9 protein-coding genes and 1 pseudogene are annotated in these 17099 nt (G+C 56.5%); 6 read left to right on the forward strand and 4 right to left on the reverse strand.

Going from position 1 to position 17099, the window contains the following annotated elements; all coding sequences use genetic code 11:
* Nucleotides 1–253: 253 nt before the first annotated feature.
* The 3 genes from LDO29_RS01720 to LDO29_RS01730 all read right to left on the reverse strand — a co-directional run bounded on the left by LDO29_RS01720 (nucleotide 254) and on the right by LDO29_RS01730 (nucleotide 8526).
* Nucleotides 254–3472: a sacsin N-terminal ATP-binding-like domain-containing protein gene (locus tag LDO29_RS01720; protein WP_224078066.1), complete on the reverse strand. Its 3219-nt coding sequence runs from the start codon at nucleotides 3470–3472 to the stop codon at nucleotides 254–256.
* Nucleotides 3469–7011 carry a DEAD/DEAH box helicase gene (locus LDO29_RS01725; protein WP_224078067.1) on the reverse strand — a complete coding sequence of 1181 codons (3543 nt, stop codon included), beginning with the start codon at nucleotides 7009–7011 and terminating at the stop codon, nucleotides 3469–3471. The genes LDO29_RS01720 and LDO29_RS01725 overlap by 4 nt, the downstream gene beginning before the upstream one ends.
* Nucleotides 7012–8181: 1170 nt before the next feature.
* On the reverse strand, nucleotides 8182–8526 hold the full coding sequence (locus LDO29_RS01730) for a hypothetical protein (protein WP_224078068.1): 345 nt from the start codon (nucleotides 8524–8526) through the stop codon (nucleotides 8182–8184).
* A gap of 113 nt (nucleotides 8527–8639) precedes the next feature.
* Between LDO29_RS01730 and LDO29_RS01735 the strand changes: the two genes are divergently transcribed.
* The 3 genes from LDO29_RS01735 to LDO29_RS01745 all read left to right on the forward strand — a co-directional run bounded on the left by LDO29_RS01735 (nucleotide 8640) and on the right by LDO29_RS01745 (nucleotide 11220).
* Nucleotides 8640–8945 carry a hypothetical protein gene (locus tag LDO29_RS01735; RefSeq protein WP_224078069.1) on the forward strand — a complete coding sequence of 102 codons (306 nt, stop codon included), beginning with the start codon at nucleotides 8640–8642 and terminating at the stop codon, nucleotides 8943–8945.
* A gap of 138 nt (nucleotides 8946–9083) precedes the next feature.
* Complete coding sequence (locus LDO29_RS01740; protein ID WP_224078070.1) at nucleotides 9084–9437, forward strand: hypothetical protein; 354 nt, start codon at nucleotides 9084–9086, stop codon at nucleotides 9435–9437.
* 1108 nt (nucleotides 9438–10545) lie between these two features.
* Nucleotides 10546–11220, forward strand: coding sequence for a DUF6946 family protein (locus LDO29_RS01745; RefSeq protein WP_224078071.1), 675 nt, complete (start codon nucleotides 10546–10548; stop codon nucleotides 11218–11220).
* Nucleotides 11221–12850: 1630 nt separating this feature from the next.
* Here LDO29_RS01745 and LDO29_RS28300 read toward each other — a convergent pair.
* Nucleotides 12851–12989 (reverse strand): annotated as a pseudogene (locus LDO29_RS28300) (IS3 family transposase); the annotation flags it as partial.
* 109 nt (nucleotides 12990–13098) lie between these two features.
* Here LDO29_RS28300 and LDO29_RS01750 point away from each other — a divergent pair.
* The 3 genes from LDO29_RS01750 to LDO29_RS01760 all read left to right on the forward strand — a co-directional run bounded on the left by LDO29_RS01750 (nucleotide 13099) and on the right by LDO29_RS01760 (nucleotide 16221).
* Nucleotides 13099–13872, forward strand: a complete 774-nt coding sequence (locus tag LDO29_RS01750; RefSeq protein ID WP_224078072.1) for a DarT ssDNA thymidine ADP-ribosyltransferase family protein — start codon at nucleotides 13099–13101, stop codon at nucleotides 13870–13872.
* A 621-nt stretch (nucleotides 13873–14493) separates the two neighbouring features.
* Entirely contained in the window at nucleotides 14494–15174 is a 681-nt protein-coding gene (locus LDO29_RS01755) for a hypothetical protein (RefSeq protein WP_224078073.1), read from the forward strand.
* 372 nt (nucleotides 15175–15546) lie between these two features.
* Nucleotides 15547–16221 carry a hypothetical protein gene (locus LDO29_RS01760; protein ID WP_224078074.1) on the forward strand — a complete coding sequence of 225 codons (675 nt, stop codon included), beginning with the start codon at nucleotides 15547–15549 and terminating at the stop codon, nucleotides 16219–16221.
* The last annotated feature ends 878 nt before the right edge of the window (nucleotides 16222–17099 follow it).

Raw genomic sequence — 17099 nt, forward strand, 5'->3', positions numbered from 1 at the left:
AAACCAAACAGCGTACTGCCCGCTGCGCTCACGAAAGCCGACGATTACAACCGTCTCACCAACGAGGAATTTGGTCTGTGGCGTACGCGCGAAAAGTACTTTTACGACGGTGCCAGTTGCAAGCGGTGTATCCATAGCTCACCACAATAAATACTAGAGGCTCCGAAGATGGTCTATGACAGCTACTTGTGCGCCACCGCAAGCGGGAGTTATGGTTGTGGCAATTTCCAATGCCGAAATGCCGCTCGAGTCCTTATGGACCAGATGGTTCTTTGATTCCGCTACCAGCATCCGCAAGTGACTGAAGTGATGCTTTCAGGTCGGCCAAATGCGTCTCAGTGAACAAGATGGCCTGTTGATTCCCGGCCAAGGTCAACTCCATTTCTCTTCCCACAGCCACTTCGACCATCGAGCGGCCCCGGTCTTTGTCCCCATTAGCGAATCTATACATCGCGGCATGGTTCGGGCACAGTGAGAGGTAGCCCTCGCGGAAGCGCTTTGGCAGGTCTTCTATGACCTCAATGGCTTCAAAGTAGTACTCGCCATTTTCAACCTTGAACGGCAGCTCTTTCTTGCATATTTGGCAGAACATTACCCCGAATTCATTCGTATATTGCTCTTGTAAGTAATCTCTTGCCTGCGCCTTGACATCCTGATACCCGACCTGAACACCTCGTGTCGCCCGTGTCGTCTCCTTCTCTGGCGTCTCCTCTGCCCGCTGCTTCACGCGGGACGTACGGAGTTCAGCATTCCTGACTGGGCGTTCGGGGAAAGTCTGCTCGTCGGGACGCTGATTGGAGCATCGTGCTCTCAGCTCCTCCAAGACTTGTTTGCGCTCTGACTCGGGTATCTGTCGAAGTATTTCGGTGACTGTTTCATACTCCTCAAGGTTCGCGAATCCATCGCTGATGACCTCATTTTCTTTCTGACGATAGCTCTCGTTCTCGCGGCGTTCCTCGTCACCAAAGCCGACTGCTGTCAGCCAACCATTCGTGTTGTCGACTGGGAATCCCTGTGCCAGCGTTCTTTCGGTAGTCTTGGCGGGTGTCGCCATGGTCCCATCCTTCAAGGGCACCCATGACAGCTCGCGAAGCTTCAATACCAGGCTCGAGGGCTGCCTACGAAGCGGCTGGCTGCGATTTGCCTGAAATCGCGCCTCGAGGACATCCTTGTCCGCTCCGCGCATCGTCATCCATATCGCCTTCGAAACCCCGGCACTAGGTGTAGCCAGCCATTTCTCAAGCCCCTCAATCATGAAGTCCTCGTCTCGGCCGGTGTCCCGCTTCTGAGCCCCCCTTTTCAACCAGTCAACGCGGAGCTCACCGCTGTGAGGGTGCAGGGCCGTCGTGACCTGTTGGATTACAAGCCGATGTACAACACCGACAGCCTTGGCAAAGGCAACGAGTCGTTTGGCTAGCTTTGCGTATTCATGGTACCTACGAGACAGCCCAAATATGATACGGTCCTTCCCAATTGCCGACGAGCCATAAATGTGAAGAAGCCCAGTCTCCAGGTACGGTTCATCAAGGTAGACTCCGACAGGAGGGCACCAGAACTTCTCATCCTCTGATGAAAATATTAGGAAATTCGAGAAGAGGTCGGCTTTGTACGGCTCCTCCTCCCAATACTTCAGGAATAACTCCATATCTTTGAGATGTGTCTCAAAGGAGGGGAACGTGCTCTCACGCGAATAACGTGTCCGCAGTATCCGCTCGACGTCTTCCCGTGGGCCAACTTCCTGAACCCCAATGCCCGTCAAGAAGGACTTCGCTGCTGCCTTCTGAGAATCGCTCTTTCCCGAAGAGAAGACGGACACTCGCACTCGGGGGAAGACTTCGTCCTCCTCGACGCCGTCGGCAGGAAAGTAAGTCTTGGTAGCTGAAAGGTAGCGCCCGTCGCTGACCTTAACTATCGGTACGTCGCTCCACGAACGCAAATGCGGGTATTTCTGGCTCGTGAACTCATAGAGTGCGCAGTAAAGTTGCTGCATCCATGAGTCGTCATGTGCGTCGAACCACCCCCAGAGGGTCGCTCTGATAGAGTCGGCAGACACGCCGAACTGGCCATTGAGTGATTTCTCAAGATTCCCGGTCGTTGGGTTTTTCGTAAAGGTTAGCTTGGGAGAAGCCTTCACGGCTATGAGGTTCGCGAACTTCTCGTTCTCCAACTCCCGAATCTGCAATGCGCGCAGTAGTCGTTCCGCCCGAGAGTTCCTCAGCGCATTCGCTGCCCACACCACACTGCTATCGCCTGCCGTGCCGAGCATAAAGTTGAGGTCGTCTTGGTTCAGTAACTCCTTCAAAGCGCTACTGCCCTGGACTAGCCTGCAAGCCGGAGCGTGCCTCTTGTGGTTCGTGGGCGTCAGCGGGTGGGCTCGCATCTCGTCAAGCACAGCATCCAAGAGCGGCTTGTAGAAGACTGACAGTTCGTCATCCGGAAGAGGCAGAACCTCTAGGTATTCAGTCGTGAGCAGCCCCTCGTCTCGGATGACGTGCAGGGAACGGCGCAATAGCTTCGCCAGTTGAGCCATCAGGGGCTCGTTTTCCCTGCGGGTCCGAATGCTGTCCCGGGCGACTGTTGAAGCAAACGGCGCGTGGATGTGGAAGCGAAGTTTGGATGTCTCCTTTTCGGCGGGAAAGTAGATTGAGACTTGACCGTTAGTTCGGACTATTTTGTAGCGGTCACTCAGGCGGTCCATGTTTGCGCTGCCGCTCGATGTCTTTTCAAGCGGCTCCATGGCAAACGCCAGCGATACGTGGTGGTGTGGCAAACCTTCGACCTGGTCCGACAGTTTTAGCCACTCGAGAGTCCTACGCTCCCGTCCATTTCGAAGGTACTCAATCTCGTAATGCAGCGGAGAGGGGGCAAAGCGCGTGATGACAGCCGTCTCCCCACCAATAATCTCCCAGCAAATTTGTTCAATATTGGAGAGAAAAAGTAGCGTCGTTTCCGATAGCTCGTCGAGACCCTGCCTCACTTCATCAAACGCTGTGTTCGCAGGCTTGCCCGGTTTGTCGAATGGGAACTCGAACACGGTGTCGTCGCCAAGTGCCGGCATTGGTGCGATTTCCACCGGACACACCAAATCGCGAATTTCGAAAGCAAAATCTCCAGAATAAACGCGAGGACATGTGGTGTAACTGAAGACAGCCTTGAAGCCAACGCCGAACTTGCCAATTTGATTGACGTCGTCCCGTTTGGTACTCTTTCCAATACTTGTAATGGCTTCGACGTTTTGCTCTGTGAACTTCCGCTTGCCGTTGTGACGACAAACGAAGGAGTCTTTGTCCAGTAGAAACGTCACCTTGCTAGCTTGGGCGTCCTCCGCATTCTGTAGGAGCTCATAGATGAAATGGGCGTTGTCGGGGTAAAGTTCAGTGAGAAGATTAAGGATGCCCTCCTCAAATTTGTTTTCCCGATTTGCCTGGACCCAGTTTTCGCGCATTCGCCGCAGCTGTGCAAGGTCGCTCATTTTGGCCTCCGCACTTCCAGGACACCGAAGATGGCAGGTGTGGCGCGAATATCAGCGTGCTCGGTCGCCTGTTGGAGCTTCACAATTCGTCTGGCGAAATCCGCTTCCGCTCGGTCAAGCTCCGCCCGCTTCATGATGCGAATCTTCTCGTTGCTGGCTTTTCGCAGTTGGCCTTCAAGTAGTGTCCTACGAGCTTGGTGACTAGCGGTCAGGCTTTGAACCCGAGCGCCCACGAGCTGTCGGTTGGCTTCAGCGTGCTCCGCAATTGCTTCAAGCCAGCGACGGTGATGAAGCGCATCGAGGTCATCGAAAACCTCCTGCTCTGGCAAGCTGTTTTGGCTCCCCGGCGAGAGAGTCTTGAGAAGGTCAAACAGGTTCTCTGACACCTTAGCCTCTGTGGCTACCGCGACAAGCTCCTCATCTTGCTTCATTCCCTGCCTGAGCCAGCGGTAGACAGCGAACGGGTAATCGCCAGGTGGAATTTCCGGGTCCTCAACCATCAAAGCGGTATAGACGGTCTCCGGTTCTTGCAGGAACTGAGCCGCCTGCCGCAACAAGGGATGTCCCAGGGACAGGAGGACCGCTGACGGGCTTTCAACAGCGCAGCCCTGGTCGAACGTGACAGTGAGGGTCGGAACATTCCCCTTGAGCCACCGCTCCCAATTGCGGAATGAAATATCATTTGATTTCGGTAACTTCCGGAAGTCTTCGAGTAGGTGATTTCGGCCATCCTGGTTAATGCGCAGGGTCTTCAAAGCCTTGTCCCCCAACAGGTATTCTTGCTCCTTACCAAGCCGCCGAGTTAGATACGTCGATGCCGCCCTTGCCAATGCTTCAGGTTCGAGCCAGTAGCTTCGGGCCTGGTTAAGTTTGTCCGCCCAACTCGTAGCCGGTAGATTGAGGCCGAAGAGCTCACCTTGCTTCTCCTCGAGCTGCTGCTCTTCCTGAATCTGACGAATCTTGTTGTCGGCGAGCTGCTGCAGGCGCTCTGCCCTTTCATCGTCCGTGAGCTTGAAGCTCTCAGAGATGCTGTGAATCTCCTTTGTTATTTCGCCAAGGATTTCCTCGCTGCTTCCTATCGCATGCTGGAAAACCCCGATTCGCATGAGGCAACGGTTATAGATGTCCGCATCGATAGTTCCTGGCGTTACCAAGTTGAAAATGGCAACCGTCGGGCTTTGCTGACCATAACGGTCGATACGACCGATGCGTTGCTCGATGCGCATGGGATTCCATGGCAGGTCATAATTGATGAGGCAGTCACAGAACTGGAAGTCCAGGCCTTCGCAGCCGACCTCGGACGACAACAGTATGTCGATGGCCTCCTCCAAGTCCTGGGAAAGGCGGAATCGCCGCCGCAGCTCCGCCCGCTCCTCGTCTGGCACACCGCCGTGAACGAGACCATACCGCACGCCCGCCGCATCCAACTTCTTTACAAGGTAGTCAAGCGTGTGCCGGAAGGTGCTAAAGGCCAGCACCTTGTTATTCGGCAGAGACTGCTTGTCCTTGACTAGTTTGACGAACGCCTCTGCCTTGGGGTCGGGCTCATCCAGTGTCTTTACGCGCGTAATGAGCGACCGAATATCCTCACTGACCGCGTCCAAGAAGTCGAAGTCAATATTTTGGTCATCGGCATCCGAGAGCTCCAGCGCTTCTAGCCGGTCAAGCTTCCCGTTGAGCATGTCCTCAAGCAGCGGCGCAAGGCCGTAAAGGCTGCTCGCCGCCTGACGGCTAATGGTCGTCATCATGAAGCGCACGTTCACGTTTCCGTGGAGCCGGAGTAGGATGCGTTGAATCACATCCAGCAAGTCGTCGTGTAGTTTCTTCTGCCCATCAGTAAACTCGGTGGTAACGGTTTCTGGTTTTCTGATAGTGAAATCGCCAATATCCCGACGGCGGGTGCGATTGATGAGTGAACTGAACGTGTAGAGGTCTTCCAACGCCTGTATAGTCTTGATACGGGAAATCCCATCCCCGGCGTCTGCTCCCAACGCATCGTAAATATGCTGGAAGCCCGGATTTATCGATAGGACGTTCCTGCCCCAATCCGTTTCTGCGACTTCCTGCAGGGAGCCTCGAACCTCATCCGCCCAGCCCTCCTTGCCTCGTCTGCAGACTCTGATGGCTTCATTAATCGGGCGGTTGGGCTCTGCCATCTGATTGAAGCTCGCCTGGTCAATGATGAGGTCAGGCCGCAGTGTATTGAGGAGTGTGAAGAGGTCCTCTCGGCCAAGCTGCACGGGGGTAGCTGATAGAAACACCACGGCTTCGGCGTGGTCGCAGAAGTAGCGCACTGCCTGGTGAAGCAAAGTCTCCGTATTTCGGATGTGGTGGGCCTCGTCAACGATGACAAGGTCAAATCGTGGCGGTGGGCCAAGTTCCAGTAGCCCAATGTCTCTGGCCCGCCCTCGTCCCTGTCTACCGAACAGGAGGTCCGCGTCAACCAATGAGAAGGGCAGGATGGCTTTTGAGTGCTGCAAAGGCCACTCTCCGTCCAAATGCGTCTCGTTGATGCAGTGTCGCAGCAGGCGCCCATCCAGGGGGCTGAAGTGTTCATCGAAACGCTTCATCTCGAGCTCCCATTTTCGTTCGGCGACGAGCGGTTTAGGGCAGATGATGAGTACCGACTTAACGTCGCTTCTGGCCTGGAGCTCCTTGAGGATGAGGCCAGCTTCGATTGTCTTGCCAACGCCGACCTCATCGGCCACAAGTAGCCGCGGCTGGTCAGCGCGAATGAGCTTGAATACCGGTCGATACTGGTACGGTACAAACTCGATGCGGCCAGAGTTAAAGGAGTACAGGGCTGAGGCCGAGGGCGAGGCGAGTTGAATCGCGGTCAGCAGCGCGCTGAGTTCGGTTTTCTCGAGGACCTTCCTTTCTGGACTGCTTTCCTCAAAAGCTTTCAGTTGACTCTCGTAGTAAACGTTACGCACCCCGTTTTCAAAGACACGATAGCGCGTCTCCCCAGCAGCTGAGCTCAAGACCTCAAGAATTGGGAAGATTGCTGCTGCATTGGACCTCAGGCGAACGAGCTGTCCAGCGGCAAATTTCGGCGTTGCGTCAGCTGCTGGCGACGGCTTGCTTGAAGTTGGTTGCTGCGGAGAGGGGGCAATTCGGACTAGCGCCAGTTGCTTGTAACGCTCTACGGCGCTGAACACTTCGTCGGAGGCTCCAATTACTTGTAGCACACGACTGAGCGTGTCCGCATCGCGAAATGCATCCTGCGGAGGAAGACCGCCGCTAGGTGTATGGGCCCACCGATTGCGCACGGCTTGGAGTTCTTTAAGCCAGGTTCGCGCCTCCTTCGGCAGGTGTATGTACGCTGCCAATTCATGCCAGTTCTGGTCAAGGACACGAAGGAGCGCGGCTAAGTCCAAACCTTGGAGATTTGTGATTCGTTGAGCTTGGACGGAACGTTGTTGCTGAAACGTTAGGCGCTGTACGACGTTTTCATCCCACCAGGCAGGGCCGAGGTTTGGGAGATGTTTCTGAAGCCAAGCGCAGAACTCTGAGGCCGAATTATTGAGAATTTCAATCATTTTCAGTCTTTCGCTCCGTCCTAAGTAGGCATCCACCGAAATGATGTGAATGATTATCCGGGGTATCCGTTGGACTGTCGAGGTCCCAGTTTAGCCATTCGAACACGGGAGGCAGGCCCCTTCCGGGGCCGCCGTTCATTACTCCTCTCATATCTGGTCCGTCACGGCAGCGGTAGTGGGTGCCGACGGCCACAACGAGAAAATGTCATTCTTCTTTGTGTTGTTCAACAATGCGGTAGTTCTACACAACGGTCCAGGGGCAAATCTGCGGGATATGCAGCGAGCCACCGTTCATTTGCTGTTGCAGCGTCTTTGTCGCGTCGATTAATGCCGGCAGCAAAGCCACCATTCCCTCTCGCCTCCACTTGTTCCTCGCAAGAGCGCTGTTCAATGTCTCGCGCCACTGCGTCGTTGCCTTCAGCTTACGGTGCGGTCAATCTTCGCGTAAGGTCTCCACATAATTTGTAGCAGGGCTACAGAATCCTTGCCGCTACGCGTTGATGTCGCGAAGCGGGGCGGAGGTATAAGCGACGACGACAGTTCGTAGCCCTGCACGACACCTCCCACTATTCCGTGTGCGCTCACTGACAGCCAGAGGTCATGCAGAGAAGCAACCGAAAGTGAAGGTTTGACGCCGCCGGCAATCAGGGACGAACTGCCGCTCGACGGCAGCGCACATGTCCGCGTAAGTCAGCGGTGCCAGCAAGCCCTGCAACACGCACCAAAGCGCGCCGCCCAGCTTCCAATGAGGCAGCGCCATCGGTCATCGCTCTAGGCGAGCCGGTCATGCCTGGTCTGGCGCCTTGCCAGCGCTAGACCAGTTTTTCCGGCATGGCATTCGAAGGTGCCTCGCCGGCGCAGCTCCACATCCCCGCAGGGGAGGGCAATCCCGCACACTCCCAGGCTCGTCGCGAAACCGCCAGCCACAAACCCATGTGGCGCTGCGCCAGCAGATTGACATGCTCCCGCGAAGGGCCCGAACCGGGATAGCCGGGTCGTTGCCTGCGAAGCGCTTCTCCTTTCCGTCCGGGCGATGGAAGACTGCCATGGCGACCAAACTGGACATCGACCAGGATGGGCGGGATGCGCTGCTGAAGGCGATGGCGGATTGACGACGACTTGAGATAATGTATCCGTATAGTTTGCGGCAGGGGTGCAGAATCCTTGCCGCTACGCGTCGATGTCGCGAAGCGGGGCGGTGGTGTATGCGGCGAGAGTTGCACCACACCTCTCACCGTTCTGTGCGAAGGTGCTCACTGACAGGACAAAGGCCAGGAAGTGAGGCAGCCGGAAATGAAAGTCCGCCGCTGCTGCGGATGAACGGTTGAGACTCAGGTAGCCCGCTAGCGCCGCCCCAGTTTCCAGGAGCGATAGCTTTTGACGCTGACGCAAAGGAGTTCGCGCAGCGCCGACAACGGAAAAATGCCGGCACTGCTCGTCATTCCAAGGGCATTTCACATTGAGTTTTTTTGCGAAGAACGCCGTCACCCCTTTTTTTGCGAATTCCAACTCCATTTGCAGGTGCCGAGCCCACGGCAGGGTACCAGTGGATTAGGCCATTAGGTGGATTCGCTGCACGCTGCGGCTCGGCTACCTTGTAGTCTCATAGTTCATCCTGCGGGGAAATTATGTGGCGTCAGAAGCGCATTCCAAATGGCCGTCCCATGGATGGCACAGACGTGGTTGCGGTTGATGTGATTGCCCTGCTTTCCGGTGTTAATTTTGGAAGTGTAATAAAAATAATTGCTGCAATCGAAGCGATGTGCATTCATTTGAATAAGCAGCCGGAAGAAGTGGTCAGATTCAAGAATGCGTCAATGGAACCTGTGGAGTTCGACGGCCATCATGAAGCGCGTATTGCCGCGACTGACGACATGATTCATGAGATTGTGAGAAATCCCCGTATTTCACTGCGAAGAGAGCGTCCGCTGTAAGAGTCGTGGCGTGTCGTGTAAAGAAGGGGTAAAAGGGTATTAACCATCCAACACCTGAATCGCACTGCGATTCTTTATGAAATGCTGGGTTTCTTTCAAGGGTTGGGAAATCTAATTTCACGGAGATGGGAGACTGCCATGTTCAAGCGAAAACGCATCCCGCAGGGGCGCCCCATGCCGGGCTCTGACGCAACCGCAGCAGACGTTATCGCCTTGCTGTCGGGGGTCAACTATGGCTCGGTGGTTAAGGTTCTTGCTGCCGTCGAGGCGATTCGCACTGGTACGGGAACGCCGCTTGAGGATATTGTGACCTTCATGAACATCCCGACTGAAGCCGTCGTGTTTGACGGAACGAACGATGCGCGCATCATTGCTACTGACCGGCTCGTGCATGACCTCGTGAACAACCCTGCGCTTGATTTTCTTGAATACGCGCTGCGCCATAAGTACCGTCACGGTGTCTCGAAAAAGGCTTCATCTGGCCTTGCGTAGTCCCAACTGGTCGCATAGGGTTAAGAAATCAGCGGGAGGGCGCCGATACCCAACCTAAAATTGAATTTCTAAAATACGTATTGCGACAAGAATCACGGTTCCCAACCGACCCATTGCTTCAGCAGAAAGTTCGGGGCCTTATCGGCAGACACTGCGGGGATAAAAGTAATAGGGATTCGGAAAGCCTAACCCTGCCACTGGAGGTGCGGCTGCTATACTCGGATATGAGTGAAATAGAGTTACCGCCTATCTCTGATAGCCTGCTCCCGATGCCACCACGTAAAAATGTTCGTTAGGAGCTTTTTCTCGGAGTCGAGAATTTTGAATTTGCGGAACATATATAAAATGTTCTAGGAGGCATATGTCACTGCCAAACGGTGTCTTACCGACAGGTGAGATTCAGTCCATCTGCCCATCCGCAGGATGGTTGGGCAATCGAGGTGCACTCCACGACGCAAATGGCATTATCGTTCGGCCGTGGCAGCGGAAGGCTTGGGTAACGTGCCTACTGTCCTATAAGGGGCGCAACCGTAAGCCCCTGATGCAGCCAGGCCGTTATACGGAGCTCTTCTTCTTGGATGAGGCAACTGCACTCGCTGCTGGACATCGGCCCTGTGGTGAGTGCCGAAGGGACGATTACAACAATTTCAAGCGCGCCTGGGTGCTTGGCAACAAGCGGCCGAACAATACGACCATTGCCGATATTGATTTCGCGATGCACGCAGAGCGGACGAGGGCCGAAGAAGACCATACGCGCATGCGGGAAGTCCGGACCCTGCCATCTGGGGTGTTGGTGTTATGGGGAGGGACGCCTCACCTGTGGAGCGGAAGCTTCCTTCTCAAGTGGACGCCGGCGGGCTACGCAGCAGCCGATGCGGGTTGGCTCATGACGTCAGACGTCAGACTGATTACGCCGCCGTCGGTAGTGCAGGCTCTTGGGGCAGGTTATGTGGCGCGCGTACACGAATCGGCCAGTTTGCCAGGGTGAGTGCCCAACTTACCTTGCAGAACTGGCGGCGCATGCTGCAAGCATGTTGCTCTAATGCTCGCCCAGAACCTGGGGTTCGCTATTGGGTGATAGCGGTAAATTCCGTAAAACGGTCAACCAATGAAGAGAATCTATATCCCGGCCAATGGTGCCGATGACTGGGCTCAATTTCTTGCCGAACCCGTAAAGCATTGGCGAACTGGGTATTCGGCTCGAAGTCTTGCCCACTGCTGGCAAGAGGCCGAAGGGTTTCCGCCAGAGGTTTCCGAGGTCTTGAACACTAGCGAAGCTCTCCGCGGAACGTCAATGTTGCTTGGCATCCCCGAGCATCAAGTCGCCCTTCCTGGAGGCAGTACCAAGTCGCAGAACGACGTCTGGGTGTTAGGCAAGCGGGATGGCGAACTGGTTTCTATCGCAGTAGAGGGAAAAGTAGCCGAACCGTTTGACCGCACGGTGGCGGAGTGGCTGGAGCGGGAAACGCCTGGAAAACATGTCCGGCTTCAATTTCTCGGCAAGACACTCGGCTTGAGTGAAATGCCGTCGACAATACGGTATCAACTGCTGCACAGGACTGCTTCGGCCATTCTCGAGGCGGAGCGCTTTAATGCCGCCCACGCACTCATGCTCGTACACTCATTTAGTCAAACGCATGACTGGTTTGAAGACTACCAAGCGTTCGCTGCGTTATTTGGCATCGAAGCCGAGTTGAATCGCGTGCATCGCGCGAAGAGGGTTGGTAAGGTCACGCTGCACCTGGGCTGGGTCTGTGGTTCTGCTGAGTACCTCGGACGCTAGCTATGAAGGGTAGGCCCTTACCATAACCGGTCCCACCTGTCCCTGTTTGTGTGATTGACTGCAGGAGCGAGTCTTCCTGCAGGATAGCACCCGCTTTCCTACCTGCCTTTACTTGCTCCTCGTAAGGGCGCTGCTGTTCGATGTCGCCATTGCGGCGTTGCCTTCAGCTTGCAGTTCATGGCAAGCTTGCTGTAGGGTATCCGCATAGTTTGCAGCAGGGCTACAGAGTCATTGTCGCTACGCGTGGATGTTGCGAAGCGGGGCAGTGGTGTAAGCGACGATAGCGGTTCGTAGCCTGCACAACACCTCGCACAATTCCGTGTGAAGGGCGCTCACTGACAGGCCAACGGCCGGGATGCGAGGCAACTGAAAGTCTGCCGTGGGCGCGGGCCGCCGGTCTGTCAACGTATGCTCAGTGCCATCTGAGTGAGTAGACAGCCACACGTCCGTGCTTCCCTCCAGGATGGCAGCGAAGCCGGGATTGCCGAGACCTTCTTGCCGGTGCAGCGATGGACTCTAGGAGGCCCGCCTACGCGGGCCCAGACGCCATTGCGAAAACCTTGAGAGGGGCACCGCTTCGCGTCTCGCAATACTCTCGCGTAGCCGCCTCCCGCTGGAGCATGGCGGCTGCTGAAACATCGCCTTCGGCTTGCCGAGCATGTACCACAATTCCAAACCAGCATCCCACCAAGCTTCCGCGCCAGCATACCGCGGTGCCGGCCTATCCTGGCCATTGCGCTCCGGCGAAGCGTCTTCGGTCTGCATTGCAAGCATGCACAATGGAAGCTTCGACGTGTTCAGTACCAGCCGTCCGTGTGGTCGGCTGACGCCGCCGGCAACCAGTGACGAGATGCCGCTCGTCGGCAGCGCATATGTCCGCGTAAGTGGCGCCGCGCGAGCCTTCCCACAAGCAGTGCCTGCAAGCACTGCAACACGCACCAAAGCGCACCGCCCAGCTTCCAATGAGGCAGCGCCATCGGTCATCGCTCTAGGCGAGCCGGTCATGCCTGGTCTGGCGCCTGGCCAGCGCTAGACCAGTTTTTCCGGCATGGCATTCGAAGGCTCCATCCCGGCGCAGCTCTACATCCCCGCAGGGGAGGGCAATCCCGCACACTCCCAGGCGCGTTGCCAAACCGCCAGCCGCAAACCCAGGTGGCGCTGCGCAGCAGATTGACATGCCCCCGCGAAGAGTCCCGAACTGGGATAGCCGGGTCGTTGCCTGCGAAGCGCTTCTCCTTTCCGTCCGGGCGATGGAAGACTGCCATGGCGACCAAGCTGGACATCGGGTTCTACCAGGATGGGCGGGATGCGCGATGGCGGATTGAGACGACTTGAGACAATGTATCCGTATTGTTTGCGGCAGGGCTGCAGAATCCTTGCCGCTATGCGTCGATGTCGCGGAGCGGGGCGGCGTATGCGGCGAGAGCAATTTTCAGTTGCGGCAGCAATACCTCTCACAATACTGTGCGAAGGGTGCTCCCTGACAGGCAAAGGGCTAGGAAGTGAGGCAATTGAAAGTGAAAGTCCGTCGCTGCTACGGATGAGCGTTTGAGACTTTAGGAAGGCCGCCCGCGTCGACGCCGTTCAGGCTCATCAGACGCCGCACGTGCGTCTTGCTGCCGGGAGCTCACGTGCGCGAGTCCTCGGCCATGCGAAGGGGGCCAGAGGCGCCTTTGAGCTTGGCGTAGATAGGCCGAATCAGCGTAAGCAGTTGGGCGTCGGTGCGCCGCTTGCACTTAGCTGTTGCCGCCGCGTTTCTGGGAGCGGTACGGCTTCCTGCCCCGTATAGCCGGCCGAAGTTGACATCCGGGCGAGCTTCTGAGACCGTCCAAATTAAACGGTCAGATTCACAGCCTGGGGACAGCAGGAGTACACGCGATGGATAATCCCGAGCCGACTGCCGCGGTGACCCGGCCGCAAACACGGGCGGAAGTAGTAGAGAAGCTCTGCGCCGTTGTTCAGGAGGTCCGTCAGGGAAACTTGGATGAGCTGTTGGCCCGTGTTAAGGCTCGGAACATTGAGCATTTCGTACATTTCACCCGCGCTTCCAATCTGCCCTCAATCCTGGAGCATGGGCTGATTCCTTGGCTACATCCGAAGGCAAAAAGCCTGCCCATCCCCATTCAGGGAACGGATTTCCAACGTCGGGACGGCCTATATGAGGCGAGTTGCCTCAGTGTGACGACGCCAAACAGCTCGATGTTCGATTCCAAACGCAAATGGGAGAGCTCAGGCTGGGCAGTGCTTGGTTTCCACGCCGAGGCAGTTATCAGGAAACCTACCTTGTTCCTGCAAGAGAATGCGGCGAAGGGAATGGGCATCGGACTTGGGGAGAGAAACTTTCGTAATCTGGCATCAGTGAGCGCATTCGACAGCATGTTCATTGGTGAGAAGGCTGTTCGGATTCCCTGGAACTTGGCACCGAATCAACCCACCTTTATTCAGTCTGAAGTAATGGTTTTGGACGTCATCGAGCCAGAAGCCCTTGCGTTTGTGGCGCTTGGTGAGGAGATGGACATAGCGCAACGGCAAACCCTTGAAGCCTCACTACCCGCCGGCGTCAGCACAGTACCTGTCGAGAGCGAACATCACCGTAGCCTCTTCAGAGGGCGGCCGGACGTACAGAGACTTCGCGATGCGCTCTCCAAATGAGCGCCAGAGAATCAACTTCTTCGCGCATTCAGGTACCTCATCGAGCTGAGTTTCTCTAAAGTCTTCCCAGGCCCCACAGGGCGACCTTGCCCTGCTCCTCTCCGCCATTTACATGCTCCGCCCGGGCCCGACCGGCTTCGGCAGTGTGAATGGCGCGGCGACTAGCCGTTGGTGCTCATGCAGATTGATGGTGGCGCGCGCATGCTCTCTATGTATTACGAATATCCCGTGAAGCCTGTGCCGCGGTTCTCGCGTAGCCTGAACCTGTGGATGAGGGGGTGTCAACGGATTAGCCCATTAGACGGATTCGCCGCAAGCCCTGCGCATAGATTGCCGAATCGTCGTAGCAACATTACCGATGGACCATCGCCGCCACGCGGCGGTTGTCGCGAAGCAAAAGGGGGCTATCGCTCCCAGCACGATTCATTTTCCCCGCACCACACCTCTCACAATTCCGCGTGGAGGATGAGCTTGCCGAAGGGCAATGCTACGAGGGAGCCCAAAGTGCAAAGTACAGATGTCCGCGCGCGAGTAAGCGCAGTTAGGCCAACTTTGGTAAGCTAGCCTATGAGTTTTACTTATAAGAGATAAGAGGGTTAGCTTATGGCAGTCGGTGCGTGTATGACGCTTAGCGCCTATGCAGAGACAATGCTACAGGTGTTTGATGAATCAAGTTTGAAGACAGATGCTGGAGTGCAGGCTGTGATGACGTATCTGCTTGCGTATCCTGGCCAGACAATCGGCGACCTGGCCAGTGCTACGGGTTTCGATGAAACGCGGATGCAAGACTACTTATCAGCACTGGGGGACCTAGTGGAACTGAGAGGTGCTACGTGGTCTGCGTCTGCCCGGGGGCGCTCTGCAATCGAACATTTAATGGCCGTTGGCACCGGCCGCGCGAAGGGGGCTCGGCCGTCGAGTACGGTAGGGCTGACTGCGGCAGAAGCGAAGCGCTGGGAAGAAGTTAAGCGCATCGTCATGGATACGCCGGTGGACTCATCGTCAGAGACGCTGCGGGAGCAGTATGAACATTGGTTCCGCTTTGCAGAGAGCAATCCGCCGAAGACGGTAGCAGAGGTTGACGCCGTCTATACGCGCCCCAAACCAGGAGAGGCGGAGGCCCATTGCACTTTTGGCAACCAAGGCTCCATGGGAATAACAATACATCGTCCGGGAACGCAGCCTGTGGTTGATTTCGGCTCGCTGCTACGTCATTTTCGGCAAACAGACGATGACAGCCTGGTCGATTCCGATGGGTCGCTCATTGAAAAAGCACTTGGCCTAGGCCTGACGTTCTGGTGACGCCGCCATGCGGCGAAGTTCGTGAAGCGGCGGGGGTAGCCGCCCCCGGCCCGATTCGTTTATGCGGCGCCACACCTCTCGCAATTGTGTGGTGCGAGATTCCGGGGCGGCAGGCCAGGAAAACGAGCTACCAAACGTATGGCACAGAGGATTGCCGTGCCGGCAAAAGGACTTTTTGCGCCAAGCAGAAACTATGTCAGACCCGAATCGGGCGCCGGAGGGAACTTCACCCAAAACTGACATGTGTCGTGGACACAATTTGGATTTAGGCCTACGACGTGGCGGTCATCCGCTACAAAGACAGCAAGTTGCTACACACCGTTATGCTGCAGCACAATTGAAAATTCAGCAGAACAGGCTGCAATAATTTCCATGAAACCAAAAAATCCATTCACGCTCGTCGGCGGTACTGGTTTTTCCACGAAGAGCGCCAATACCTATACTGCCACAACAAAGCCACGCCATTTTCTTGGGTATTCTGGGAGGGCGTCACTGGGAACCCTTGACCCAGATTGGTTGGGCACTGTAAAGGTGGGCAGAACTCTCTTTGACGCTCAGATATATGCGCCGCCGCCAGAAGTAATTCCCCACAAGGGCCGCAGGCCTGGACGTAGAACCCGGGGCGCCATAAAAATCACATCAGCAGAGAAAGAGTTGGTCGTCAAATACGCTCCAGCACTGATTCGAATAATCTGGCACTCCCCTATAGCTGGCACGGACAAGGGCGACCCAGATACTGTAGGCGAGCTGTTGGTCGAACTCGAAAAACGTCACATGGGGTTGCTTGCGGTGACGTTAAGTACCCCAGTCGAAGAGCAGTCCAAAGTCCTTGAGGATGAGAAAGCTGTCATAGAGCGCTATGAAGCAATTGCTCGCAGTCACGCGTTGCATCCTCTAGGCGGATGTAGAGCACGGCTTACGGACCCGCATGGCCTAGAAGTGCTCGCACGTTGGCCCCATCTCGAAAAATTCTCTCAGTTGTTCTCGCTGCACAACTATTGGGAGGTGATGCCGCCAGAGTTGATTGCTGAGTCACTGTGTAGTTGACCACAATTCCGCCTTTAGCCTACCGAATGGTTACCGACTCATTGCTGAACTCCACCAGCCGCCACGCGGCGAAGTTAGCGAAGCGGCGGGGGTATCCGCCCCCAGCTCGATTCATTTATGCGGCGCCACACCTCTCACAATAGTGTGTGGTACGAGATTCCGGGACGTCAGCCTCCCCGTTCAGGGTGGCTCCCGAGCCGGGATTGCCGAAGCCCCCTTGCTGGCACGGCGCTGCACAACAGGCAAGTCACCTACCAAGCTGCTCGACGCAAGGCGGGAGTGTTGCTCAAGTGAGCGCCGCCGTGGCTCTGCGCGTGCTGCTGCCTGAGCGCCATCCCAGGCGCCCCACGAATGCGAAGCGAGACCAGCGCCAGATGCCACTTGAGAGCGCTGCACCAGGCTGCCATGGGGTCGCAACGCGATGCTCCTGTGTAGGCTGCAGCTCAGCGCCAGCCTGCAGCCTGCGGTGCGCTCGCCGGCTCAGCTTCCATACCGGCGTCTCTCCAGGTGACTTCCGAGATGACATTTCGGATTCTCGCCAGCCGACTCGCGAGCCGCCTTCCTTTGCGCCACGCCGGTGTGCATGCTGCCGTACCGGCATAGCCTGGACATGTCCGCTTGCGAAGTGCTGACCGGCAACAGCTCTGGGCGCTCCACCAGCGGCTCCAGCGCGCGCGACGCTATCCATCCCCCAGCCCTTCGGGGTTGCGTCTGCGGCGCCGGCAGCCAGGGACGAGCTACCGCTAGCCGGCAGTGAACATGTCCGCCTTAGGGGCTCCGCGCGAGCTTCCAGCAGGCAGCGCCAGCCCGCCCGGCGGCCACCATCAAAGCACTGCGCGCGCCTCCCACAAGCAACGCTGTTGGTCGCCATACCTGCA

This window comes from Cupriavidus laharis (assembly GCF_914271435.1).
GTDB classification, from domain to species: domain Bacteria; phylum Pseudomonadota; class Gammaproteobacteria; order Burkholderiales; family Burkholderiaceae; genus Cupriavidus; species Cupriavidus laharis.